We start from the raw sequence: 23,038 nt of genomic DNA on the forward strand, positions 1-23,038 counted from the left end.
CGGAAAGGGGCGCCGGTGAGCGACCGACAGGATCCGTACGGGCCGCAGGACCCGTATGCCCAGGACCCCTATGCCCAGCAGCACGGGCACCAGGGCCGGCCGGAGCAGCCGGGCCACCAGGGCCACGCCTACGACGCCTACGGCCGGCCGGTGCCCCAGGAGGCACCGCAGCCCTACGGGGCGCAGCAGACGTACGGGCAGCAGCAGTCGTACGGGCAGCAGCACTACGACCCCTACGGGCAGCCGGCCGCCCCCGCCGCCGCGCCCCCCTACGACCCGTACGACCCCTACGCCGGGGCCGGCCACCAGACACCGCCGGACGGTCGGCCGTACCGGCCGCAGGAGTACGGCTACGACCCCTACGGCGCCCCGCAGGCCCCGCAGCAGCCCGGCTACCCCCAGCAGTACGACCCGTACGCCCAGCCGCAGCAGCAGCCCCAGCACGCCGACTGGATCCCGCACCAGGCCCAGCAGCCGGCCTACGAGCAGGTCCCCGAGCAGGCCCCCTACGGGCAGCCGCACCACGCGCAGCCGCAGGAGCAGGCGCCGGCCGCCGCCCCCGAGGAGCCGCCCGCCCCCGCCGCGGCGCCGGCGCCGCACGGCGCACCGGGCCCCGGCACGGGCCCGGACGGGGAGGAGTACCACACCGAGCAGTTCTCGTTCGTCGAGGAGCCGGACGAGGACTCCGAGGACGTCATCGACTGGCTGAAGTTCACCGAGAGCCGCACCGAGCGGCGCGAGGAGGCCAAGCGGCGCGGCCGCAGCCGCCTCATCGCGCTGTCCGTCGTGCTGGCCCTCCTGGTGGCCGGCGGGGTCGGCTACCTCTGGTGGGCGGGCAAGCTCCCCGGGCTGTCCGGCGGGAGCGGCGGCGCCGCGGCCGAGGCCGGCGGGCAGAAGCGCGACGTGCTGGTCGTCAACCTCCGCGACACCAAGACCGGCACCACCTCCACCGCCCTCCTGGTGGACAACGAGACCACCCACAAGGGCACCACCCTGCTGCTGCCCAACAGCCTGATCGTCCCCAAGGACGACGGCACCACCACGACCCTGGGCAAATCCGTCAAGGACGACGGCACCGACGCGACCCGGGAGTCCCTGAACACCCTCCTGGGCGCCGACCTCAACGCCAGCTGGCGGCTGGACACGCCCTACCTGGAGAACCTCGTCGAGACCGTCGGCGGCATCACCGTCGACACCGACACCGCCGTCCCCGGCGCCAAGAAGGACGACGACCCGGTGGTCAAGCAGGGCGCCGGCCAGCTCCTCAACGGGCAGGCGGCCGTCGCCTACGCCACCTACCAGGGCCCGGGGGAGACCCAGACCAAGCAGCTGGCCCGCTTCGGACAGGTGATGCAGGCCACCCTGAAGAAGGTCTCCAGCGACGCGGACGGCGCCACCGCCACCGTGAAGTCGCTGCTCCAGATCCTCGACCCGCCGCTCACCGAGGCCCAGTTGGGCAGTTCGCTGGCGCAGCGGGCGGAGCTGGCCAAGACCGGCAAGTACGCCACCGAGGTGCTGCCCGTCCAGGCCGACGGGACGCTCGGCCAGGGCACCGCGGCCGGTGTCGTCAAGGACATCCTGGGCGGCACGGTCAAGAAGACCTCCCCCGGTGTCACGCCGCGGGTCGCGGTCCGCAACGCCACCGGCGACAAGGCCGCCACCGGCAAGGCCCAGGTCGCCCTCCTCAACGGCGGCTACACCTTCGTCGACGACGGCAGCGCCGGCACCGCGCCGGCCTCCCAGGTCACCTACGGGGACGCGCCCCAGCGGGCCAAGGCCGCCGAGGTCGCCAAGACGCTGGGCCTGCCGGCCGGCGCCGTCCGGCAGGGGAAGGTCGAGGCCAACGCCGACATCGCCGTGGTCCTCGGCCAGGACTACAAGGGCTGACCGCCCACCTGACCAGGGCGGACGCCACGGCGTCCCGGCGGGCCGGAAAACCCCGCCGGGGCTGTCGGTGGTCCGTGAGACCCTTGAGGGGTACCTGACCGCCGATCCGGCAGCCCGGGACCGCGGTGCGCCACTGGCTCCGCCGCGCGTCCCGCGACCCGTCCGGAGCGGCACCCCCGACCCGGAAAGCCGCTTGTGACCGCCACGGACCGCTCCCTCGAGCTCATCAACGCCGCCGCCCAGGCCGCGGCCGACAAGCTCGCGCACGACATCATCGCGTACGACGTCAGCGACGTCCTCTCGATCACCGACGCCTTCCTGCTGGCCTCCGCGCCCAGCGACCGCCAGGTCAAGGCGATCGTCGACGAGATCGAGGAACGACTCAACAAGGACCTCGGCGCCAAGCCGGTCCGCCGCGAGGGCGACCGCGAGGCCCGCTGGGTGCTGCTCGACTACGTCGACATCGTCGTCCACGTCCAGCACAGCGAGGAGCGGGTCTTCTACGCGCTGGAGCGCCTGTGGAAGGACTGCCCGGAGATCGACCTCCCGGAGGAGGCCAAGGCCACCCGCGGCAAGGCCGCCGCACACGCCGCCGCGGGCGAAGAGGACGGAGATCTGCGCTGAACGGCACCAAGGGCGGCCGGGGCCGCCGCGTCGTCCTGTGGCGCCACGGCCAGACGGCCTGGAATCTGGAGCGCCGCTTCCAGGGCTCGACCGACATCGAGCTGACCGAGACCGGCCGGGCCCAGGCCCGCCGCGCCGCCCGGCTGCTGGCCGCCCTGCGGCCGGACGCCATCATCGCCTCGGATCTGAGCCGGGCGGTGGCCACGGCCGGCGAGCTGGCCGCCCTGACGCGCCTGGACGTCACCTACGACGCCGCGCTGCGGGAGACCTACGCGGGCGTCTGGCAGGGCCTGACGCACGACGAGATCCTCGCCCGCCACGGCGCGGAGTACGCCGCCTGGAAGCGCGGGGAGCCGGTGCGCCGCGGTGGCGGCGAACTGGAGACCGAGGTCGCCGACCGGGCCGCCCCGGTCGTGCTGCGCCACGCCGAGAAGCTGCCCGACGAGGGCACCCTGGTCGTGGTCAGCCACGGCGGCACCATCCGCACCACCATCGGGCGGCTGCTCGGCCTGGAGGCGCACCACTGGGAGGGCCTGGGCGGCCTGTCCAACTGCTGCTGGTCGGTGCTGGGCGAGGGCGCGCGCGGCTGGCGGCTGCTGGAGCACAACGCCGGCACCCTGCCGGAACCGGTGCTCGGCGACGACGACTGAGCCCGCCGCAGCGGGCCGGCCGGACCCGGATTTCACATCTGGGCAGGTCGCAGGCTAAAGTTCTTCTTGTTCGCGGCGCCGCCGGGGAAACCCGGAGGAGCGGAACAAGACCCGGGGCTATAGCTCAGTTGGTAGAGCGCCTGCATGGCATGCAGGAGGTCAGGAGTTCAATTCTCCTTAGCTCCACAGCCCGGAAGATCCCGTCTCCCCCAGGAGGCGGGATCTTCGCGTTACGGCAGCGCTCCGCTCCCCTGGGGCGGAGGCCCTCTGCGGGGCCGTGACGTAGCTCACTCCGCCGCCCGCCCGCCTCTCAGCCCCAAGGCCCTGGTTTCCCTCAGGGGGGCGCGGTGGGGAGCGGACGCGCGCCGACCGGCGCGGCGGCGCCCGCGGCGCGGCCCGAACGCTCCGCGGGCGGACCTGACCTGCCCGGCCGTCCGTGGCAGAATCGGACGGCGCCGCCAGGGGAGGAGAGATCGCGATGCCCACGAGCATCCTTGGGGAGGTCGGCGACCTGCCCGGCCCGGCCGCCGTGCGCACCGCTCAGGGAGCGGCTCTCCAGTGCCCTTCGTGCGGCTCCTCCCACGTCGCGCAGGTGTTGGGCGACAACGGCGGTGTTTCCTACGTCTGTACGGCCTGCGGCCACAGTTGGAGCTGATGGATGGGCGCCCACAGCAGGAAGTGCGACTGGTGCGGCAGCGGCACGCCGATCGTCCGCGACATGGAACCGGTCAACGCCGACTACCAGTACTGGTGCGAGGAATGCGCGCGCGCCCTGGTCATAAAAGGCGACCCCATCGAGACCTACCGCGAACTCGACGGGGAGCCGATCTACGGCCGGCTGCTGGACGAGCACTGCACGCTGAAACGGTTCTATTCCTTCGCCACGGCGTGAGTTGGGCGGGGCGGAGGGGGGAGCCGGGGCGCTGCCGGCCGGTCACTTTCCCTCCGTAGCCCATCAGTTCCGTACGCCGGACGAGCGCTTCCGTTCACCTTCATTCACCTTCGTTCACTTCCGGTGAGTCGGAACTCCCCTCGCGCGGCCGGGCGTTCACGCCGTGTCACCGCGGTGGGAACGGCCCGCCGGCGGGGCGCCACCCACGCGGCGGGCAACGGCGCGGGGACGGGGGCGGTATGGAAGAGCGCGCGGCGTGCCGAGGGATCGCGACGGCCGAACGGGCCGCTGCCCGCGGCCTGATACCGGTCAGGGGGCGGGTCGTGAGCCGGGCGTGAGCGTCTGGGGTGCCTCCGGCGTCTCGGGTGTCTCCGGGGCTTCCAGGGCCTTCGGTGCGGCCGGGTGCCGGTGGGCGTCGGCGGGGCGCTCGCGGAGCCGGGCCGCGGTCAGGACCAGCAGGGTGATCCCGGCCAGCGGGTAGACCGCCGAGAGCAGCATCTGCCCGGCGTTCTGGTGGAGTTCCTCGTGCTGGTGCCAGCGGTGCGGCACCCACCACAGGGCGAACGAGCAGAACAGCAGCCCCATCACGCCCGTCACCGCCCACCACCGGCGGGCCGCGGCGCCGGTGTGCCGCATCGCCTCGGAGCCCAGCAGGATCAGCATCGGCACGCCCCACACCCAGTGGTGCGACCAGGAGATCGGGCTGATCAGCAGGGCGGTGGCGGCACAGGTCAGGGTCGCCCAGGCGCGTTCGCCGCGCAGGAGCGCCGCGGCGGCCAGCGCCAGTCCGGCGGCGGCCGCCAGGGCGGCCAGGACGAGCCAGGCGGCACCGGGGTCGTGGGTGTGCAGCAGCCGGGCCAGGAGGCCGCGCAGTGACTGGTTCGCGGTGATCTCCACCTCGCCGACCCGGTCGGCGGCGAAGACGATCTCGGTCCAGAAGCGGTGCGAATCGCGGGGCAGGACGACCGCGGAGAGGAGGGCGGTGGCGCCGAAGGTGCCGGTGGCGACGGCGGCCTGCCGCAGCCAGGGGTTCCAGGCGGCGCGCCATCCGTCGCCGGCCCGGAGCCGCCGGACGGCGCGTATCGCGCCGGCCAGCGCGAGGAAGACGGCGAACAGCGCCGGGGTCAGCTTGATGCCGGCCGCGATGCCGATGCCGGCGCCGGCCCAGCGGTTGCCGTCCCGGCGGGTCAGGTCCCACAGCACCAGGGCGGCGAGCAGCAGGTTGATCTGCCCGTAGCGGAGCGTCGTCCACACCGGCTCGCACCACACGAGCAGGGCGGAGAGGGCGAGCGTCGCGGCGAGCGGGGGCAGGCGCCGGGGCCGGCCGGCCAGGCGGAGGGAGAGGTGGACGACGGCGACGAGGAGGACGAGGTTCCCGGCGGTGGCCAGCGTGCGCATCACCGGGACGCCGAAGAAGGTGAGCGGGACGAACAGCAGCGCGGCGAACGGCGGGTAGGTGTTGGGCAGCCGGGCGGAGGTGGCGACCATGTCGTAGAGGTCCGCGCCGTCGCGGGCGGTCCGGCCCTCGGCGCGGTAGACCATGAGGTCGATCATCGTGACGTGCGCCAGCCGCTGGGCGACCCAGAAGGCGGTGAAGGAGACCAGGCAGGCCAGCGCCGCGGCGAGCACCGGGTGGCGGCGGATGGCGGCCGCGCCGCGGCGCGGGCCGCGGGGGTCGGTGGGCTGGTCCAGCTCCGGCACGGTCACGGCGTACGGCTCCCCAGGACGAATCGGACAGGGCTCGCCGACAGTACCCCGGGCCCCTCCGGAGGGCTTCGGGGAGACGATTTGGCAGAAGGCCGGGGGGGCCGTGTAATGTAGGCGTTGCCGCAGCGGGGAGCCGGAAGGAAAACCGCAGCGGAGCAAGACCTGGGGCTATAGCTCAGTTGGTAGAGCGCCTGCATGGCATGCAGGAGGTCAGGAGTTCAATTCTCCTTAGCTCCACAGAAGGCAGAGCGGGTCGTCCGTCAAGGGCGGCCCGCTCTGTCGTGTGTTCCAGGGTGGCGGGGAGCGGCGGTACGGGCTCCCGGGCCGCCCTTGAGGCCGGGTCAACGACCCGTCGCCTCCGGCCTGTTGGGCGTTCGCCCGGTGACCGTTTCCGCCCACTCGTTGTCGCTCTTTGAGCTCTTCTTGGTGATCGCATAACCCTGACATGAACGGTTCACCGAAAGAGTGGCGAATCGCGTGAGCGTCACATCCGACGCATTCACCGCTGATGAGGTGTCGCGCACCGGCGCACCGGCGCGGCGTCACCACGCAGCGTTCCGCACCGCCACAGCAGGGGGTTACATGAGAGCAAGCCGCACCAGATCACCGCGCGCCCGCGCCGGCCTGGCCCTGGGGGCGGCGCTGCCGCTGGTCGCCGGAGCGCTCGCGCTCGGCGCCCCGGCCGCCGGCGCCGCGGGCCACGACGGGGGCCGGCACGCCCTGGCGGGCACCAAGCCGCAGTGGGCCACCGAGCGGGCCGACCAGGGCGCCACCGCGGCCGCCACGCAGGTCTCCGCCCGGGTCTACCTCACCGGCCGCGACGCCAAGGGCCTCGCCGACTACGCCCGGGCCGTCTCCGACCCGCACTCCGCGGCGTACGGGAAGTACCTGTCCGCCGCCCAGGTGCGCGCCCGCTACGGTGCCACGCCGGACCAGATAGCCAGGGTGACCGCCTGGCTGAAGAAGTCCGGCCTCGCGGTCACCGGCACCACCAGCCGCTATGTGACGGTCAGCGGCGACGCGGCGGCCGCCGAGCGGGCGTTCGCCACCGGTCTGCACAACTACCGCAAGGCCGGCCACACGTACCACGCGCCGTCCGCCACCGCCTCAGCGCCCGCCTCGGTGGCCGACGCGGTGCTGACGGTCACCGGTCTGGACAACGCGCCCCGGCTGGCCCGGCACCACTCCACCGAACTGCCGCCGCCCTCGCCCGTCTTCCGCAACTCCGGGCCGTTCTCCACGTACTACGGCTCCCGGACGAACCAGAGCCTGCCCTCGGCCTACGGGAGCAAGGCGCCGTACGCGGTCCGGGGCTACACCGGCAAGGAGCTGCGCGCCGCCTACGGGGCGCAGAAGTGGACCGGCAAGGGCGTCACCGTCGCGATCACCGACGCCTACGCCTCGCCGACCATCGCCAAGGACGCGCAGACCTACGCCGCCCGCAACGGCGACGCCCGCTACCGCAAGGGCCAGCTGTCGCAGGTCCTGCCCGCCGACTACACGCACATCAAGGACTGCGGCGCGGCCGGCTGGTACGGCGAGGAGACCCTCGACGTCGAGGCGCTGCACGCGGTGGCCCCCCAGGCCGACATCGTCTACGTCGGCGCGGCCTCCTGCCAGGACGACGACCTGCTGGACTCGCTCGGCAAGATTGTCGACGGGCACCTGGCCGACATCGTCTCCAACTCCTGGGGCGACATCGAGGCCAACCAGACCCCGGACTCGGCGGCCGCCTACGACCAGATCTTCCAGCAGGGCGCGGTCCAGGGCATCGGCTTCTACTTCTCCTCCGGTGACAACGGCGACGAGGTCGCCAACACCGGCACCAAGCAGGTCGACACCCCGGCGAACTCCGCGTGGGTGACCGCGGTCGGCGGTACCTCCCTGGCCGTCGGCAAGGGCAACGCCTACCAGTGGGAGACCGGCTGGGGCACCCAGAAGGCGGTCCTGTCCGCCGACGGCAACGACTGGACCGGCTTCCCCGGCACGTTCAACGGGGGCGCGGGCGGCGGCACCAGCAAGACCGTGCCGCAGCCCTTCTACCAGCGGGGCATCGTCCCGGACGCGCTGGCCAAGGCCGACGGCGGCGCCGCCAAGCGCACCGTCCCGGACATCGCGGCCGTCGCCGACCCCAACACCGGCTTCCTGGTCGGCCAGACCCAGACCCTGCCGGACGGCAAGCTCGGCTACGACGAGTACCGGATCGGCGGCACCTCCCTGGCCGCGCCGGTGATCGCCGGCGTCCAGGCGCTGGCCCAGCAGGCCCGGCACGGCATCGCGATCGGCTTCGCCAACCCGGCCATCTACCAGCGCTACGGCACCGCCGCGTACCACGACGTCACCGACCACCCGCTCGGTGCCGGCCGGGACCTCGCGGTCGTCCGGGTCGACTTCGCCAACGGCATCGACGCGAGCAAGGGCACCATCACCTCGCTGCGCAGCCTGGGCAAGGACAGCTCGCTGCACGCCACCGTGGGCTACGACGACGTCACCGGGGTCGGCACCCCGGGCGCCGGATACGTCAGCTCCTACCGCCGCTGACAGCGGGCCGCCGCCCCGCCCGCCCACCGGCCCGCAACTCCTCGGGCCCGGTGGCGGCGGGGCGGCGGTAACGGGGGCGGGGCCCGCGCCCGGGGGAATCCCGGGCGCGGGCCCCGTATGGCCTGCGGTACCCTGGCGCCATGTGTGCCGTACGCCTTCTGCTTAGCGGGCCGCGCTGATCAGTCCCGACCGGGCCCTTCGCTGTGGCCGCCCGGGTCGGCATCGGCGCGGCGTCCCCTCCTGAGCGAGGGGCATTTTTGTTTCCGCAGATCCGCAGAAACCGTGTCCGCAGCAGCCGCAGGCAGAGACGATCGATGGAGCTTTGAGGACGATGAGCGAGACGACCACCGCTGCCGAGGTGGCAGCGCCGCACCGCTATACGGCCGAGCTGGCCGCCGACATCGAGGCACGCTGGCAGGACTTCTGGGAGGCGGACGGGACCTACGAGGCCCCCAACCCGAGCGGGAAGCTGGCGGGCGATCCGGGGGCGGTGGCCCGTCCCAAGAAGTTCGTCATGGACATGTTCCCGTACCCCTCGGGTGCGGGGCTGCACGTCGGCCACCCCCTGGGCTTCATCGCCACCGACGTCTACGCCCGCTACCACCGCATGACGGGCCACAACGTCCTGCACACCCTGGGCTTCGACGCCTTCGGCCTGCCCGCCGAGCAGTACGCCGTCCAGACCGGCACCCACCCCCGGGTCTCCACCGAGGCCAACATCGTCAACATGCGGCGCCAGCTGCGCCGCCTGGGCCTGGGCCACGACCCGCGCCGCTCGATCGAGACCATCGACCCGGCGTACTACAAGTGGACCCAGTGGATCTTCTTGCAGATCTTCAACTCCTGGTACGACCCGGAGGCCGACAAGGCCCGGCCGATCGACACCCTGGTCGCCCAGTTCGAGGCCGGCACCCGGACCGCCCCGGACGGCCGCCCCTGGGCGGAGCTGTCCGCCACCGAGCGGGCCGACCTCCTGGGCGAGTACCGCCTGGCCTACGCCTCGGACGCCCCGGTGAACTGGTGCCCCGGACTGGGCACGGTGCTGGCCAACGAGGAGGTCACCGCCGAGGGCCGCTCCGAGCGCGGTAACTACCCGGTCTTCAAGGCCAAGCTGCGCCAGTGGAACATGCGCATCACCGCCTACGCCGACCGGCTGCTGCGCGATCTGGACGCGCTGGACTGGCCGGAGGCCATCAAGCTCCAGCAGCGCAACTGGATCGGCCGCTCCGAGGGCGCCCGGGTGGACTTCCCGGTCGGTGACGCGGAGAAGATCACCGTCTTCACCACCCGCCAGGACACCCTGTTCGGCGCGACCTACATGGTCCTGGCCCCCGAGCACCCGCTGATCGCCGGCAACGGCACCGCCTCGATCGTCCCCGACGCCTGGCCCGAGGGCACCCACGAGGTGTGGACCGGCGGCCACGCCACGCCCGCCGAGGCCGTCGCCGCCTACCGCAAGCAGGCCGCCGCCAAGTCGGACGTCGAGCGGCAGGCCGACGCCAAGGAGAAGACCGGCGTCTTCACCGGCGTCCACGCCACCAACCCGGTCAGCGGCGAGCGCATCCCGGTCTTCATCGCCGACTACGTCCTGATGGGCTACGGCACCGGCGCGATCATGGCGGTCCCGGCCCACGACACCCGCGACTTCGCCTTCGCGCGCGCCTTCGAGCTGCCCATGCGGTGCGTCGTCGAGCCCACCGACGGCCGCGGCACCGACCCCGCCGCCTGGGACGACGCCTTCGCCGCGTACGACGCGAAGCTGGTCAACTCCGCGAGCGCGGACATCTCCCTGGACGGCCTGGACGTGGCCGGGGCCAAGGCGCGGATCACCGAGTGGCTGACCGCCAACGGCATCGGCGAGGGCACCGTCAACTACCGGCTGCGCGACTGGCTGTTCAGCCGCCAGCGCTACTGGGGCGAGCCGTTCCCGATCGTCTACGACGAGGACGGCGTGGCGCACCCGCTGCCCGAGTCGATGCTGCCGCTGGAGCTCCCGGAGGTCGACGACTACTCGCCGCGCACCTTCGACCCGGACGACGCCGACACCCAGCCCGAGACCCCGCTGTCCCGTAATGAGGACTGGGTCAACGTCGAGCTGGACCTGGGCGACGGGCGCGGGGTGCGGCGCTTCCGGCGCGAGACCAACACCATGCCCAACTGGGCCGGTTCGTGCTGGTACGAGCTGCGCTACCTGGACCCGGAGAACGACGGGAAGCTGGTCGACCCGGCCGTCGAGCAGTACTGGATGGGGCCGCGCGAGGGCCAGCCGCACGGCGGTGTCGACCTGTACGTGGGCGGCGCCGAGCACGCGGTGCTGCACCTGCTGTACGCCCGCTTCTGGTCCAAGGTGCTGTACGACCTGGGGCACGTCTCGTCCGCCGAGCCGTTCCACAAGCTCTACAACCAGGGCATGATCCAGGCGTACGTCTACCGGGACACCCGCGGGATCGCGGTCCCGGCGGCCGAGGTCGAGGAGCACGACGGGGGCGTCTTCTACTACGAGGGCGGCAAGGTCTCCCGGCTGCTGGGCAAGATGGGCAAGTCCCTGAAGAACGCCGTCACGCCGGACGAGATCTGCGCCGAGTACGGCGCGGACACCCTGCGCCTGTACGAGATGGCGATGGGCCCGCTGGACGTCTCCCGGCCGTGGGACACCCGCGCCGTCGTCGGCCAGTACCGCCTGCTGCAGCGCCTGTGGCGCAACGTGGTGGACGAGGCGACCGGCGAGGCCACCGTCGTCGACACCGAGCCGGACGAGGCCACCCTGCGGGCCCTGCACAAGGCGATCGACGGTGTCACCCAGGACATGGCGAACCTGCGCTTCAACACCGCCATCGCCAAGATCACCGAGCTGAACAACCACCTGACCAAGGCGGGCGGCCCGGTGCCGCGCACCGTCGCGGAGCAGCTGGTGCTGCTGATCGCCCCGCTGGCCCCGCACATCGCCGAGGAGCTGTGGCGCAAGCTGGGCCACACCGGCTCGGTGGTGCACGCGGACTTCCCGGTCGCCGACCCGGCCTACGTCGTGGACGAGACGGTGACCTGCGTCGTCCAGATCAAGGGCAAGGTCAAGGCCCGCCTGGAGGTCGCCCCGTCGATCTCGGAGGCGGACCTGGAGGCGGCCGCGCTGGCCGAACCGGCCGTGGTCGCGGCCCTGGGCGGCGCCGGCATCCGCAAGGTCATCGTCCGGGCGCCGAAGCTGGTGAACATCGTTCCGGCGTGAGTCCGCGGCGCGTGCCGGGTGCCGCAGGGCCGGGGGCCGGGTGCCGCGTTCCGGGCGAGGCACCGGGCTTTACGGGCCGGGGCCGGGCGGCGGGACGGGTCCGGCGCCCGCGGTGCCCGGTGGCGCCGGGGCGCGTCGTGGTGCGGCCCTGACCTGGGTTTTTGCGGGGTCGGGGGAGGCGCCGGGGCGCGTGCCGGGGCGGTCTTCCGCGGGCGTATAGGTGGTTTCCCCTACGGGCAGGTTGGGGGTTCGTCCGGAACCCCCGACCTGCCCGGCGCGTTTACCGTGGAGGTACGGGCGCCGGCGGAGCAGCGGCGCCGCCGACACCTCAGGGGAGTGCCCATGGAAGTTGCCGTCGCCGTGTTCGGGTTGCTCTTCCTGCTGTTCGTGGCCGCCGGGGTGTTCCTCACGGTCAAGGCGGCGCAGGCGGCCAAGCGCGGGGTGGACCGCAAGGTCGCCCAGGCCCGGCGGACGGTCGAGGACACCACGCTGCGGGCCCGGCAGTTCACCCAGCCCGGCGTGGTCGGCGAGCTGGCGCAGCTCCGGCTCTCCCTGCGCACGTGCATGCGGGCCACCCAGGAGGTCCTGGGTGCCGCGTCGGCCGACGACCCGTCGCTGGGCGAGGCCGTCAGCCTCTTCGAACGGCTCAGCGTGCACGGCCGCGAGCTGGACGACGACCTCCGGCGGCTGGAACGGGAGCCGAACCGCGCCACCATCGGGACCCGCCTCCCCGAGCTGCGGGAGCGCCTGGAGCGCATCACGCACTCCGCGGAGTCGCTGCGCTGGGCCGCCCGCGACCGCGCCCGCAAGTTCGCCGACGACGATCTGGCCGCGCTGAGCGACCAGATCGACATGGAGGCCGGCGCCCTGCGGCACTGGACGGACGCGCCCACGGGCCGGGAGCGGCCCCAGGGGGCGGAGACCGGTGCGGGGGCCGGTTCGGGCGGGGCGCCGGGCGCGGACCGGTCCTCCGGCTCGGGTGGCTCGGATGGCTCGGGGTACTCCTGGGGCGCGGCCGCGGAGGAGGCCGAGGAGCCTCCGGCGATCACCGCCCGGGACCCGCGCACCCGGCCCGCGTACCCGTGGGAGAAGGCCCCCGAGCGGGAGCCGTCCCGCCGGACGGAAGGCAGCGGCGGCATACCGGGGTAGGCGGCGGCCCTGAGCGGGCGGGTTCCGCCGGGGCTGACCTTTGCCGGGAGCGGGAGCCGACTCCGCTCGGGCCCGGCCTGCCGGCGGCGGCCCCGGGGACCGTCTCTCTCACGGATGCCCCACGACCTGGGTGTACTTGGCAGAGCTTTGGTGAAACCTGGCGGATCTTGGGGCGGCCCGCACTGTCGGGCGTCGGCCTCCCCGGATAACCTCCCAGTCATGTCCCGCCATGTCGCGATCGTCACCGATTCCACGGCCTACCTGCCGCGCGCGGCTGTTGAACGGCACCACATCACCGCTGTGCCGCTGACCGTCGTCCTGGGGGACCAAGCGCTGGAAGAGGGCACCGAGATCTCCGCGAGATCGGTTGCCCAGGCGCTCCAGAAGCGCCGTCCGGTGACGACCTCGCGCCCGAGCCCCGCCGTGTTCGCGGAGACCTATCGCGCCATCGCGGCCTCCGGGGCCGCCGGCGTCGTGTCGCTGCACCTCTCCTCGGAGTTCTCCGGCACCTATGACGCTGCGGTGATGGCGGCCAAGGACGCCCCGGTACCGGTCCACGTGGTGGACACCGGGATGGTGGCGATGGCCCTCGGGTTCTGTGCGCTGGCCGCCGCGGAGACGGTGGCGGCCGGCGGGGACGCGGACGACGCCGTGGCCGCCGCGGAGAAACGCGCCTCGGGCACCGCCGCCTACTTCTACGTCGACACCCTCGACTACCTGCGGCGGGGCGGCCGGATCGGTGCGGCGCAGGCGCTGCTCGGCTCGGCGCTCGCCGTCAAGCCCCTCCTCCAGCTCGCCGACGGGCGGATCGAGCTGCTGGAGAAGGTCCGTACGGCATCCAAGGCCATCGCACGGCTGGAGGAGATCGCCGCGGAGCGGGCGGGGGAGGGGCAGGTCGACATCGCGGTGCACCACCTCGCGGCGGCCGAGCGGGCGGACGCACTGGCCCAGCGGCTCCGGGAACGGGTGCCGGGCCTGAACGAACTGCACGTCAGCGAGGTCGGCGCGGTGATCGGCGCCCACACCGGGCCGGGGTTGCTGGGGGCGGTGGTCTCGCCGCGGTGAGCGGTGAGCGGTGGGTGGTGGGCGATGAGCGGTGGTAGGGGGATGAGGTCGCGTGGTGGGGCGGCGGGTTGGCCGGGTCGGCCGGGTTGCTCGGGTGGCCGGGGGCGGTTGGCCGGTCGTGAGGGGACCTGCCCGGCGAGCCGGGTGACGGCCGTGGGGGACGGTACGGGTGCCCGCTCGTGTGGCCCGTGTGAGTGACGGAGTTCTCCACAACTCGGCGGTTGTCCACGGTTTTTGACGCGGCTCGGCGAGGTGCGCGTGAAGTGCTTACCGTCAACGGCCATGAGCACTTTTCGCACGGCTCCCACGCCGGATTCAGCGTCCGTGTCCGTCTCCTTCTCCGCGCCGGAGCCCGTGGCTGCCGCGCCCTCCCTCCCCTCCTCCGCTCCCTCCCGTCCCGGCGCTTCCGCCGTCGTTCCGCCCGGGCGAGGGAGGCGGCGCGAGCGCGAGCGGTTACGGGAGTGGAAACGCGAGCGGATGCGGGCCCGGGCCGCGGCGATGTTCGAGACCGGTGCGGAGCGCGGCGAGGGTCCGGGTCCGGTTGAGCCGGGCCCCGCGGTGGCGACGGGGGCGGGCGTGCGCGCGGGTGGTGCGGGCGGCGGCCGCGCGCCGACGGACCCCGATGCCGGGCCGCCGCCCGAGCGCCGTGAGCCGGCGCCGCGGGAGCACGATCCGCTGGGGGCTCGCCGGCAGCGTCGCTGGGGGCCCGCGGTGCGGGAACGGCTGCCGCTGTGGCTCCAGTTGCGGTGCGGTACGGACCCCAGGGCGCTGGTCGCGCTGGGCCTGGTGCTCGCGGTGGGGGTGGCGCTCGCCGTACAGCACTTCTGGGCCGCGAGCCCGGAGCAGGTGCGGGCGCCGAGTGCCGAGCACGCGGTCGCGGCGCCGGGCCCCGGTGGCCGTTCGCCGTCCTCGGAGTGGTCGGCGGGGCATCCCGCGCCGCCGGGGCCAGCCAGGGCCGGGGCGCCGAACGGCCCGGCCAGGACGGTGGTCGTCGATGTCACGGGGAAGGTGCGCCGGCCGGGGATCCACCGGCTGCCGGCGGGCTCGCGGGTGACCGACGCGCTGGAGGCCGCCGGCGGGGTGCTGCGCGGGGCCGGCCTCCGGGGGCTGAACCGAGCGCGGTTGCTGACCGACGGCGAACAGCTCGTGGTCGGCGAGGAGGGCGCCGCCGGTGGCGCGGGCGGAGTGGGGCAGGCCGGGGCGGGCGGTGGCGGTGCCGGGAACGGCACGCCGGGTGCCGCGAGCGGACCGGTGAGCCTCAGCACCGCCACGGAACAGCAGCTCGACGCCCTGCCCGGCGTGGGCCCGGTCCTGGCCCGCCACATCATCGAATACCGCACCCGGCACGGCGGGTTCACCTCGGTGGACCAGCTCCGCCAGGTGCCCGGGATCGGCGATCGCCGGCTCGCCGACCTGCGCCCGTTGGTGACGCCATGACAGCGCTCGGGGGAGAAGGGGCGAGCGCCGCTCACCGGGACGCGGCCCCGGCAGTCGGCGGGGTGGCGGACGGTGCGGACGGCGGCCGGGGCGGTCCTTCGTCCGGTGCGGTGGGTGGCCGGGAGGACGGGCCCGCCGATCTGCGGCTGGTCGGGCCCGCGCTGGCGGCGTGGGTGGCGGCCGCGGTCGGACCGGGAGCACCCGGCGAGGCGGTGGCCGTGGGCTGTGCGGGGGCCGTGGCGCTCGCGGGGCTGGTGCTGTGGCGGGCGAGAGCGTTCGCGGGTACCGCTGCCGGGGGCCGTGCCGGGGGTCGGCACGGGCGGTGGGGGGCCCGCTCCACCGGGGCGCTCGTGGCGTTGGCGGCGGTGCTGCTGTGCGCCGCGGCCGGGGCCGCGTCCGCCGGGCTGCACGCCGCGGACGTGCGGCGCGGACCGCTGCCCGGCTGGGCGCAGCGGTACGCCCGGCTCACGGTGGAGCTGGCGGTGACCGACGATCCGCGGATCAGCCGGCCCACGGTTCGGGGCTCCCAGCGCACGCCGCCCGCGCTGGTGTTCACCGCGGACGCGGTCCGGGTCACCGCTCCGGACGGAACGGTCACCGACGTCAGCACCCCGGTACTGGCCGTCGTCCAGCAGCGCCGTACCGGAGACGAGGGCGGCGGGACGGCGGAGGCGGGTGAGGCGGGTGAGGTGGGCAAGCCGGGCGGAACGGATGCGGCAGGGGGCGCGGGGACGGGCCGGGAGGCCGGTGGCCGGCCGGGCGAGGGCAGGGGCGCGGGGGCGGTGCGTGCCGAGGGGCGGGGTGGGCTGCTGCCGGAGTGGCGGGCGTTGCTGCCGTCGACGCGTATCCGGGTGGTGGCGCGGGCCGCACCGCCGTTGACGGCGGCGGACCGGGTGGCGGCCGTGCTGCGGGTGACCGCCGAGGGGCCGCCCGTGGAAGTGGCACCGCCGAACGCCCTCCAGCGGTTCGCCGGAAGCCTGCGCGCCGGGCTCCGCGAGGCGACCGACGGGCTGCGGCCGGACGCCCGGGCGCTGCTGCCCGGCCTCGTCGTGGGCGACACCTCCCGGCTGCCGCAGGACCTCGACGATGCCTTCGGCACCACCGACCTGACGCATCTGCTCGCCGTCTCCGGCAGCAACCTGACCATCGTGCTCGCCGTGCTGATCGGCCCACCGCACCTGGCCGCACGCGCCGAACGCCGGGGCCTGGCGCGGCGCCTGGGGCTCTCCCTCCGCGGTACCGCCCTGGTCGGCGGGGTGCTCGCGCTCGGCTTCGTCGTCGTGTGCCGTCCCGACCCGAGCGTGCTGCGCGCGGCCGCCTGCGGCCTGATCACCCTGCTCGCCATCGGCACCGGGCGCCGCCGCTCGCTGCTCCCGGCACTGGCCGCCGCCGTGCTGCTCCTGGTCCTCCACGACCCCTGGCTCGCCCGACGCTACGGCTTCCTGCTCTCCGTCCTGGCGACCGGTGCGCTGCTGCTGCTCGCGCCCCGCTGGAGCGCCGCCCTGCAACGGCGCCGGGTGCCGCCGCGGCTCGCCGAGGTGATCGCCGCGGCAGCCGCCGCCCAGGCGGTCTGCGCACCCGTCGTCGCGGTGCTCGCGGCCCGGGTCGGGCTGGTCGGGGTGCCCTGCAACCTGCTCGCCGAACTCGCCGTGGCCCCCGCGACCGTCCTCGGCTTCGCGGCACTGGCCGCGGCACCGGTCGCCATGCCGGTGGCCAAGGCGCTGGCGTGGTGCGCGGGGTGGCCGGTCGAGTGGATCGCCCAGGTGGCGCGTAGGGGCGCGGAGTTGCCGGGTGCGGAGGTCGGCTGGCCCGGAGGCTGGGTGGGCGGGCTGGCGCTCGCCGCCGCCACCGTGGTGCTGCTGGCCGCCGGCCGCAGGCTGCTGCGCCGCCGGTGGCTGTGCGTGCTGTGTGCGCTGGCACTGGTCCTGGCGGTGTGCCGTCCGGCGCCGCTGACCCGGGTGCTGACCGGCTGGCCGCCACCGGGCTGGCGGATGGTGGCCTGCGACGTGGGGCAGGGGGACGGGCTGGTGCTGGCAGCCGGGGACGGTACGGCGCTGGTGGTGGACACCGGGCCCGATCCGCACGCCATCGACCGGTGCCTGACCGGGCTGGGGGTCCACCGGATCCCGCTCCTGATCCTCACCCACTTCCACGCCGACCACGTGGACGGGCTCCCCGGGGCGCTGCGCGGCCGTGCGGTCGGAGCGATCGAGACCACGACGCTGCCGGAACCGTTCGGCCAGGCGAAGTTCGTCCAGGGCGTGGCGGCGCGGGCCGGGGTGCCGGTGCTCCGCGCCGCACCGGGCGAGCGGCGGCACCTGGGGGACCTCTCGTGGGAGGTCCTCTGGCCGGACGCACCGTACGCGCCCCCGCTCCCGCCCTCCGGGGCCTACTCGCCTCACGGGGCGTACCCGCCCTCCGTGCCGAACGCGGCGGCGGGGGCTTCGTGGAGCGGTTCGCCGCGGGCGGCGGGCTACCGGGCGCGGACGGTGGCGGGGGCCCGGCCGCGGACGGTGGCGGGGGACCGGCCTCGGGCGGTGTCCCGACAGGCGCGGGGGCAGCTGGAAGTGCGGGGGCCGGTGAGGGTGTCGGGCGAGGGCAGTGGGCTTTCCGGACCCAACGATGCCAGCGTGGCCTTGCTGGTCCGGACGGGCGGCCTCCGCCTCCTGCTGCTCGGCGACCTCGAACCACCCGCCCAGCAGGCCCTGTTGGCGTCCCACCCCGAGCTGGCCCGTGTCGACGTCCTCAAGGTGGCGCACCACGGCTCCGCCTACCAGGACCCGCAGCTGATGCAGCGCCTGTCGCCGCGCCTGGCGGTCATCTCCTGCGGCGCCGGAAACCCGTACGGCCACCCCGCGGGACGCACCATCGCCGCGCTGCGGGCCGGGGGTGCGCTGGTGCTGCGCACCGACACGGAGGGAGCCGTGGCGGTCGTGGGCGGCCCCGGGGAGCTGTCCGCGGTGGTCGGCGGCCGGCGGTCCCAGGGCGGCGGGCGCCGGCGCCAGGGCGGCGGACGCGGTGGTTCCGCGCGGTGCCGGCGCCGCGCGGGCGCGGTGGGGCCCGGGGCGCGTCGCCGGGGTCAGGGGGCCCGTACGGTGACGTGGCGCATACGGGACCCTGGAGGGAGGGACCCGCCGCGCAACGACCGGAGTGCGCGGGGAGCGGAGTACGGCGCGGGGTGCGCACACGCGAGAGAGCGTGGAACGGAGAGGACGCGGAACTGATGGACGATGCCACCGCTGACGCCTATCTGCGGCGGATAGCCGCCGAACGGCCGGCCGTGCCCGACGCCGAGGCGCTGCGCGAGCTGCACCTGCGCCACCTCCAGGCCGTGCCGTTCGAGAACCTCTCCCTCCACCTCGGTGAGGAGATCGTGCTCGCCGAGCGGCCGCTGCTGGAGAAGCTCGTCGGCGCGCGCCGGGGCGGGTTCTGCTACGAGCTCAACGGCGCGTTCGCGGCGCTGCTCCGGGCGCTGGGCTACGAGGTCGAGTTGCTCTCGGCGCGGGTGTTCGGGCCCGAGGGGCTCGGGATCCCGTTCGACCACCTCGCGCTGCGGGTGCGCACGCCCACCGGGCCGTGGCTGGTGGACGTCGGGTTCGGGCGGCACAGCAACTATCCACTGCGGCTGGACAGCGACGCCGAGCAGCGCGAGCCGGGCGGGGTGTTCCGGATAGCCGGGGCGCCGGACGGCGACCTGGACGTGTACCGGGACGGGAAGCCCCAGTACCGCCTGGAGCAACGGCCCCGGCAGCTCTCGGACTTCGAGGCCGCGTGCTGGTGGCAGCGGACGGCGCCCGCGTCGCACTTCAGACGGTCGCTGGTCTGCTCGCGGGTCACGGAGCCCGGCGGCCGGGTGACGCTCTCCGGCCGCACGCTGGTGATCACCGGCACCCAAGGGGCCCGCGAGGAACGGGAGCTGGCGGCCGCCGAGGTCCTCCCGGCCTACCGCACCCACTTCGGCATCACGCTGGAACGGGAGCCCGCCCTCGCCCGCGACGGGGAGGAGTCCGGGGCCGGCGGCTGACCGCGCCGGGCCGGTCGCCGACCGCCGGCCCTTCGCGGAGCACCTGCCCTGCCGGGGCCGATGCCGACCGGCGGCCTGCCGCCCCATGGCGGTGGGGACGCCCTGCGGACTTCAGCCTCGCGCCCGCCGGGGGCTGCCGCTCCTCGGCGGCGGGCCGGCCGCCCCTTGGCTTGCGTCCGCTGCCGGGTCAGCCGCCGCTCAGTCTCGCGCCCGCCGGGGGCTGCCGCTCCTCGTTCTCGCGTCCGCCGGTGGCCGAGGGGTCACTCGGCCTCGCGCCAGCCGTCGTACTCGGCGGCGAGCAAGTCCAGACGGGCGGCGTCGTAGGTGCCGTCCGGGTCCTCGACCACGACCAGCCACTGGGCGTCCTCGGCGTCGTCCTCGCCGGCCAGCGCATCCCGTACGAGCTGGGGTTCCTCGGTGACGCCGAAGCGCTCGGCCAGTGCCTCGGCGACCTCCTCGGCGGCGTCGCGGTCGGGCAGGACGAGGACGTGGCGTGTGGGGTGGGTGTCGTTCACCGGACCATTGTCGGACAGGGGCGGAGACGGGAGCCGGGGCGGGCCGGGTTGTCAGTAGGGCGTGGGATGCTGGACGCGATGGCCAGGAAGACAGCTAACGACGATCCGCTCGCGCCCGTCACGGTTGCCGTGGGGCAGGAAGAGCTGCTGCTCGACCGCGCGGTGCAGCAGGTGGTGGCCGCTGCCCGGGCGGCCGACGCGGACACCGACGTGCGGGACCTCACCCCCGATCAGCTCCAGCCCGGCACCCTCGCCGAGCTGACCAGCCCCTCGCTCTTCGCCGAGCGCAAGGTCGTGGTGGTGCGGGCCTCCCAGGACCTGTCCGCGGACACCGTCAAGGACGTCAAGGCGTACCTCGGCTCGCCCGCCGAGGAGATCACCCTGGTGCTGCTGCACGCCGGCGGGGCCAAGGGCAAGGGCCTGCTGGACGCGGCCCGCAAGGCCGGGGCGCGCGAGGTGGCGTGTCCCAAGATGACCAAGCCGGCTGACCGGCTGGGCTTCGTCCGGGGGGAGTTCCGGTCGGCGGGCCGTTCGGCCACGCCGGAAGCCTGCCAGGCGCTGGTGGACGCCATCGGCAGCGATCTGCGGGAACTGGCCTCGGCCTGCGCGCAGCTGGCCGCCGACGTCGAGGGTGCCATCGACGACGCGGTCGTCGCGCGCTACTACACCGGCCGGGCCGAGGCGTCGAGCTTCACCGTCGCCGACCGGGCGGTCGAGGGCCGGGCCGCCGAGGCGCTGGAGGCGCTGCGCTGGGCGCTCGCGACGGGCGTCGCCCCCGTCATGATCACCAGCGCGCTGGCGCAGGGCGTCCGGGCCATCGGCAAGCTCGCCTCCGCCCCGCGCGGCGCCCGGCCCGGCGACCTCGCGCGTGATCTGGGCATGCCGCCGTGGAAGATCGACCGGGTGCGGCAGCAGATGCGCGGCTGGTCGGCGGACGGTGTGGCCGCGGCGCTGCGCGCGGTGGCCGAGGCCGACGCCGGGGTCAAGGGCGGCGGGGACGACCCCGGTTACGCCTTGGAGAAGGCCGTGGTGACGATCGCCAGAGCGGCCCGGTCGCGCCGGTAGGCGACACCCGATACGCGACACCCGATACGCGAGAGGTGGCCGGAGGCGGAGGTTGAGCCGTTGAGCCCCGGTCGGCAGACGCGCGGGACAGGCCGCCGAATCCTCGGGCGGCCCGGCCGCCCTCACCGGCGCCCTCGCCGTCCACGGCAGACGGGGCACCGCGCTTCGCCGGGCCGCCCCGCGCACGTCCCCCCTTACCGGGCCCTCACCGGCCGCCGTTCTTGAGGCGCTGGAGGGTTTCCTTCGCGCTGGTTTCCAGCATCGTGGCGATCTCGGAGGAGCTCGGCGCCTTCGCCGCGTTGCTGCCCGCGGTGTAGCTGGTCCACGTCGACTGGTACGTCAGCCAGCCGTCGCGGGCGGCGAGGATGACGTAGGCGCTGTTGCTGCCGGCGTCGGTGCGGCTCACGAGAAACGCCTCGTCACCGATGCCGGACACCGGCTCGACCCGGTACCGAACCGAGGTTTCCTGCTTCTCGTACGCGCGGTACATATCGGCGAACTCCGGGGCGGGGTCGGCCTTCTTGTGCAGGGTGGCGGCCGTGTAGAGCCAGGTGGTGGGGTAGATGCTGGTGCCGGTGCTCTGCGGGGTGAGCGTGATGTTGCACCACATGGAGTCCATGGAGTTCAGCTGGGCGCCGCTGTGCTGGGGGTTGGGTGGCGCCGAGGAGCCCGTACCGGTCCCGGTGGTGCTGCCGGAGCTCGGCTTCGCCTCGTAGTGGGCGTTCTCGAAGGGGCTGAGGGAGGTGGCGGCGCACAGGTCGTCGCGGTAGGCGTAGCCCTTGAGGACGGGGTCGGGCTCCGAGGAGAAGGCACCGGTGGCGAACAGGACCGAGCCGCCGACCGCGGCGGCGGCCACCGCACCGCCGAGGGCCCACAGCCAGCCGGAGACGCCCCGTCCGGCGCCGTCACCGGGACCGCCGCCGGGTGGCGCCCCGTAGGCCGCGCCGGGCATGCCGGGCGAGCCGGTCGGTGCGCCGGGCGTGGACGGGGCCGGATAGCCGTAACCGCCCGGTCCTTGCGGTGACGCGGGCGGTGGGGCCGGTGACGGGGCCTGGAACCCCGGCGGGCCCTGCTGGGCGTAGGGGTTCGGCTGGGCGTAGGGCTGCGGCTGCGGTGGCACCGGAGGCTGGGCGGCGGGCCCGGGCGCCGGGCCGGGTGCGGCCCCGGAGCCGGGTGCGGGCGCCGGCCCGTAGCCGGGAGGCTGCGGCGCGGAGAAGGGAGTGTTCTGGTCCCCCGTATTGGACATGGCGGCAGCGTAGCGGACATCTCCGGCACCGTAACCGGGCCGGAGCGGACCGGGTCGGGTCGGCCCTCCGCCGAGCGGAGCCCGAGAGCGGGCCTCCACCACCCGGAAGGGGCACCGGCAGCGTTGACCACGCCAACCGGAGCGAAGTGGGCCGAACCTGGGCAACCCCGAACAATTCCCCGCAGCCCCGCAGCCCCGCAGCCCCGCAGCCCCGCGGCCCCGCGCCCCCGCAGCCCCCAGCCTCCAACGGCGAACCCCGACCAGAAACCCCAACGAAAAACCCCGCCCGCCCCAAACGGGGCGACGGCGGGGTCTTCGTATCGCATGGGTGGCCGCTCGGTGGCTGGGTGCCGCGGAGGGGCCGGTGCGCCGCACCCGCGTGGCGAACGCAGGCCGCGTGCGGCGCTGTGGTGCACCGGCAGGGAGCGGTGAGAGGGGCCGCTTGCGTCCCTGACGGCAGGGTGACCGCGGAAGAGCGCGGCCGGGAGGGTCAGCCCTTGAGGGCGGCGACCTTCTTGGCCAGCGCCGACTTCTTGTTGGCGGCGTTGTTCTTGTGCAGCACACCCTTGCTGACGGCCTTGTCGAGCTTCTTGGCAGCCAGGGCCTGGGCGGCGGTGGCCTTCTCCAGGTCACCGGCCTCGATGGCCTCGCGGGTGCGACGGATCGCGGTCTTCAGCGAGGACTTGACAGCCTTGTTGCGCTGACGAGCCTTCTCGTTGGTCTTGATCCGCTTCATCTGGGACTTGATGTTCGCCACGAAAGAGCCTTTTCAGGTTCGTTGGAGTTTCGAGTTGCGCCGCGCACGAGAGAGGGCACGAAGCGCAGTGGACCAGGCTACCAGCAGGGTTTGCGGCCGCCCAAACCGGACCCGGGCCCGGGGGAGCGGCGGCCCTGCCCCGGTCCCGGCGGCCGCCCGGGCGCCGTCCCGGACCGGCCCCCGCCCCGCGGGCCGCCGGGATGCGGCCCCCGGCGCCCCTTCCCTCCCACCTCCCGTGCTCATGGGACGATGGGGG

17 protein-coding genes and 2 tRNA genes are annotated in these 23,038 nt (G+C 74.6%); 15 read left to right on the forward strand and 4 right to left on the reverse strand.

Features of this window, described 5'->3' with window-relative positions; all coding sequences use genetic code 11:
- The first annotated feature begins 15 nt into the window (after positions 1 to 15).
- The 6 genes from MUU72_RS28090 (at position 16) to MUU72_RS28115 (ending at position 4,053) form a co-directional block, all read left to right on the forward strand.
- Positions 16 to 1,887 carry an LCP family protein gene (locus MUU72_RS28090; RefSeq protein ID WP_248016216.1) on the forward strand — a complete coding sequence of 624 codons (1,872 nt, stop codon included), beginning with the start codon at positions 16 to 18 and terminating at the stop codon, positions 1,885 to 1,887.
- 195 nt (positions 1,888 to 2,082) lie between these two features.
- Positions 2,083 to 2,511: a ribosome silencing factor gene (gene rsfS / locus MUU72_RS28095; protein WP_066974935.1), complete on the forward strand. Its 429-nt coding sequence runs from the start codon at positions 2,083 to 2,085 to the stop codon at positions 2,509 to 2,511.
- On the forward strand, positions 2,508 to 3,161 hold the full coding sequence (locus tag MUU72_RS28100) for a histidine phosphatase family protein (protein ID WP_248016243.1): 654 nt from the start codon (positions 2,508 to 2,510) through the stop codon (positions 3,159 to 3,161). The genes rsfS and MUU72_RS28100 overlap by 4 nt, the downstream gene beginning before the upstream one ends.
- 113 nt (positions 3,162 to 3,274) lie before the next feature.
- A tRNA-Ala gene (locus MUU72_RS28105) sits at positions 3,275 to 3,347 on the forward strand.
- Between the two features lie 292 nt (positions 3,348 to 3,639).
- Positions 3,640 to 3,816, forward strand: coding sequence for a hypothetical protein (locus MUU72_RS28110; RefSeq protein WP_248016217.1), 177 nt, complete (start codon positions 3,640 to 3,642; stop codon positions 3,814 to 3,816).
- A 3-nt stretch (positions 3,817 to 3,819) separates the two neighbouring features.
- Positions 3,820 to 4,053, forward strand: coding sequence for a hypothetical protein (locus MUU72_RS28115; protein WP_004571982.1), 234 nt, complete (start codon positions 3,820 to 3,822; stop codon positions 4,051 to 4,053).
- A 309-nt stretch (positions 4,054 to 4,362) separates the two neighbouring features.
- Here MUU72_RS28115 and MUU72_RS28120 read toward each other — a convergent pair whose 3' ends face one another.
- On the reverse strand, positions 4,363 to 5,760 hold the full coding sequence (locus tag MUU72_RS28120; protein WP_248016218.1) for a glycosyltransferase 87 family protein: 1,398 nt from the start codon (positions 5,758 to 5,760) through the stop codon (positions 4,363 to 4,365).
- Positions 5,761 to 5,924: 164 nt separating this feature from the next.
- Here MUU72_RS28120 and MUU72_RS28125 point away from each other — a divergent pair.
- The 8 genes from MUU72_RS28125 (at position 5,925) to MUU72_RS28160 (ending at position 19,199) form a co-directional block, all read left to right on the forward strand.
- Positions 5,925 to 5,997: transfer RNA gene (locus tag MUU72_RS28125), tRNA-Ala, on the forward strand.
- 345 nt (positions 5,998 to 6,342) lie between these two features.
- A complete protein-coding gene (locus tag MUU72_RS28130; RefSeq protein ID WP_248016219.1) occupies positions 6,343 to 8,301 on the forward strand; it encodes a S53 family peptidase in 1,959 nt (652 codons plus the stop codon).
- Positions 8,302 to 8,632: 331 nt separating this feature from the next.
- Entirely contained in the window at positions 8,633 to 11,524 is a 2,892-nt protein-coding gene (leuS, locus tag MUU72_RS28135; RefSeq protein WP_248016220.1) for a leucine--tRNA ligase, read from the forward strand.
- 342 nt (positions 11,525 to 11,866) lie between these two features.
- The gene (locus MUU72_RS28140) at positions 11,867 to 12,673 is read left to right on the forward strand and encodes a hypothetical protein (RefSeq protein ID WP_248016221.1); all 807 of its coding nucleotides are present in this window, start codon (positions 11,867 to 11,869) and stop codon (positions 12,671 to 12,673) included.
- A 219-nt stretch (positions 12,674 to 12,892) separates the two neighbouring features.
- Positions 12,893 to 13,738, forward strand: coding sequence for a DegV family protein (locus MUU72_RS28145; protein ID WP_248016222.1), 846 nt, complete (start codon positions 12,893 to 12,895; stop codon positions 13,736 to 13,738).
- 711 nt (positions 13,739 to 14,449) lie between these two features.
- Positions 14,450 to 15,175: a ComEA family DNA-binding protein gene (locus MUU72_RS28150; protein WP_248016223.1), complete on the forward strand. Its 726-nt coding sequence runs from the start codon at positions 14,450 to 14,452 to the stop codon at positions 15,173 to 15,175.
- Positions 15,172 to 18,399: a ComEC/Rec2 family competence protein gene (locus tag MUU72_RS28155; RefSeq protein WP_248016224.1), complete on the forward strand. Its 3,228-nt coding sequence runs from the start codon at positions 15,172 to 15,174 to the stop codon at positions 18,397 to 18,399. Before MUU72_RS28150 ends, MUU72_RS28155 begins: the two co-directional genes overlap by 4 nt.
- On the forward strand, positions 18,399 to 19,199 hold the full coding sequence (locus MUU72_RS28160; protein WP_248016225.1) for an arylamine N-acetyltransferase family protein: 801 nt from the start codon (positions 18,399 to 18,401) through the stop codon (positions 19,197 to 19,199). Before MUU72_RS28155 ends, MUU72_RS28160 begins: the two co-directional genes overlap by 1 nt.
- 260 nt (positions 19,200 to 19,459) lie before the next feature.
- Here the strand turns inward: MUU72_RS28160 and MUU72_RS28165 are convergent, their stop codons facing one another.
- Positions 19,460 to 19,714, reverse strand: a complete 255-nt coding sequence (locus MUU72_RS28165; RefSeq protein ID WP_248016226.1) for a hypothetical protein — start codon at positions 19,712 to 19,714, stop codon at positions 19,460 to 19,462.
- A gap of 78 nt (positions 19,715 to 19,792) precedes the next feature.
- Between MUU72_RS28165 and holA the strand changes: the two genes are divergently transcribed.
- Positions 19,793 to 20,779: a DNA polymerase III subunit delta gene (gene holA / locus MUU72_RS28170; protein WP_248016227.1), complete on the forward strand. Its 987-nt coding sequence runs from the start codon at positions 19,793 to 19,795 to the stop codon at positions 20,777 to 20,779.
- A 205-nt stretch (positions 20,780 to 20,984) separates the two neighbouring features.
- Here holA and MUU72_RS28175 read toward each other — a convergent pair whose 3' ends face one another.
- Entirely contained in the window at positions 20,985 to 22,025 is a 1,041-nt protein-coding gene (locus MUU72_RS28175) for a hypothetical protein (protein ID WP_248016245.1), read from the reverse strand.
- A 490-nt stretch (positions 22,026 to 22,515) separates the two neighbouring features.
- Positions 22,516 to 22,782 carry a 30S ribosomal protein S20 gene (gene rpsT / locus MUU72_RS28180; protein ID WP_066974028.1) on the reverse strand — a complete coding sequence of 89 codons (267 nt, stop codon included), beginning with the start codon at positions 22,780 to 22,782 and terminating at the stop codon, positions 22,516 to 22,518.
- Between the last annotated feature and the right edge of the window lie 256 nt (positions 22,783 to 23,038).

Source organism: Streptomyces rhizoryzae, from assembly GCF_023155275.1.
In the GTDB taxonomy this organism is placed as follows: domain Bacteria; phylum Actinomycetota; class Actinomycetes; order Streptomycetales; family Streptomycetaceae; genus Streptomyces; species Streptomyces rhizoryzae.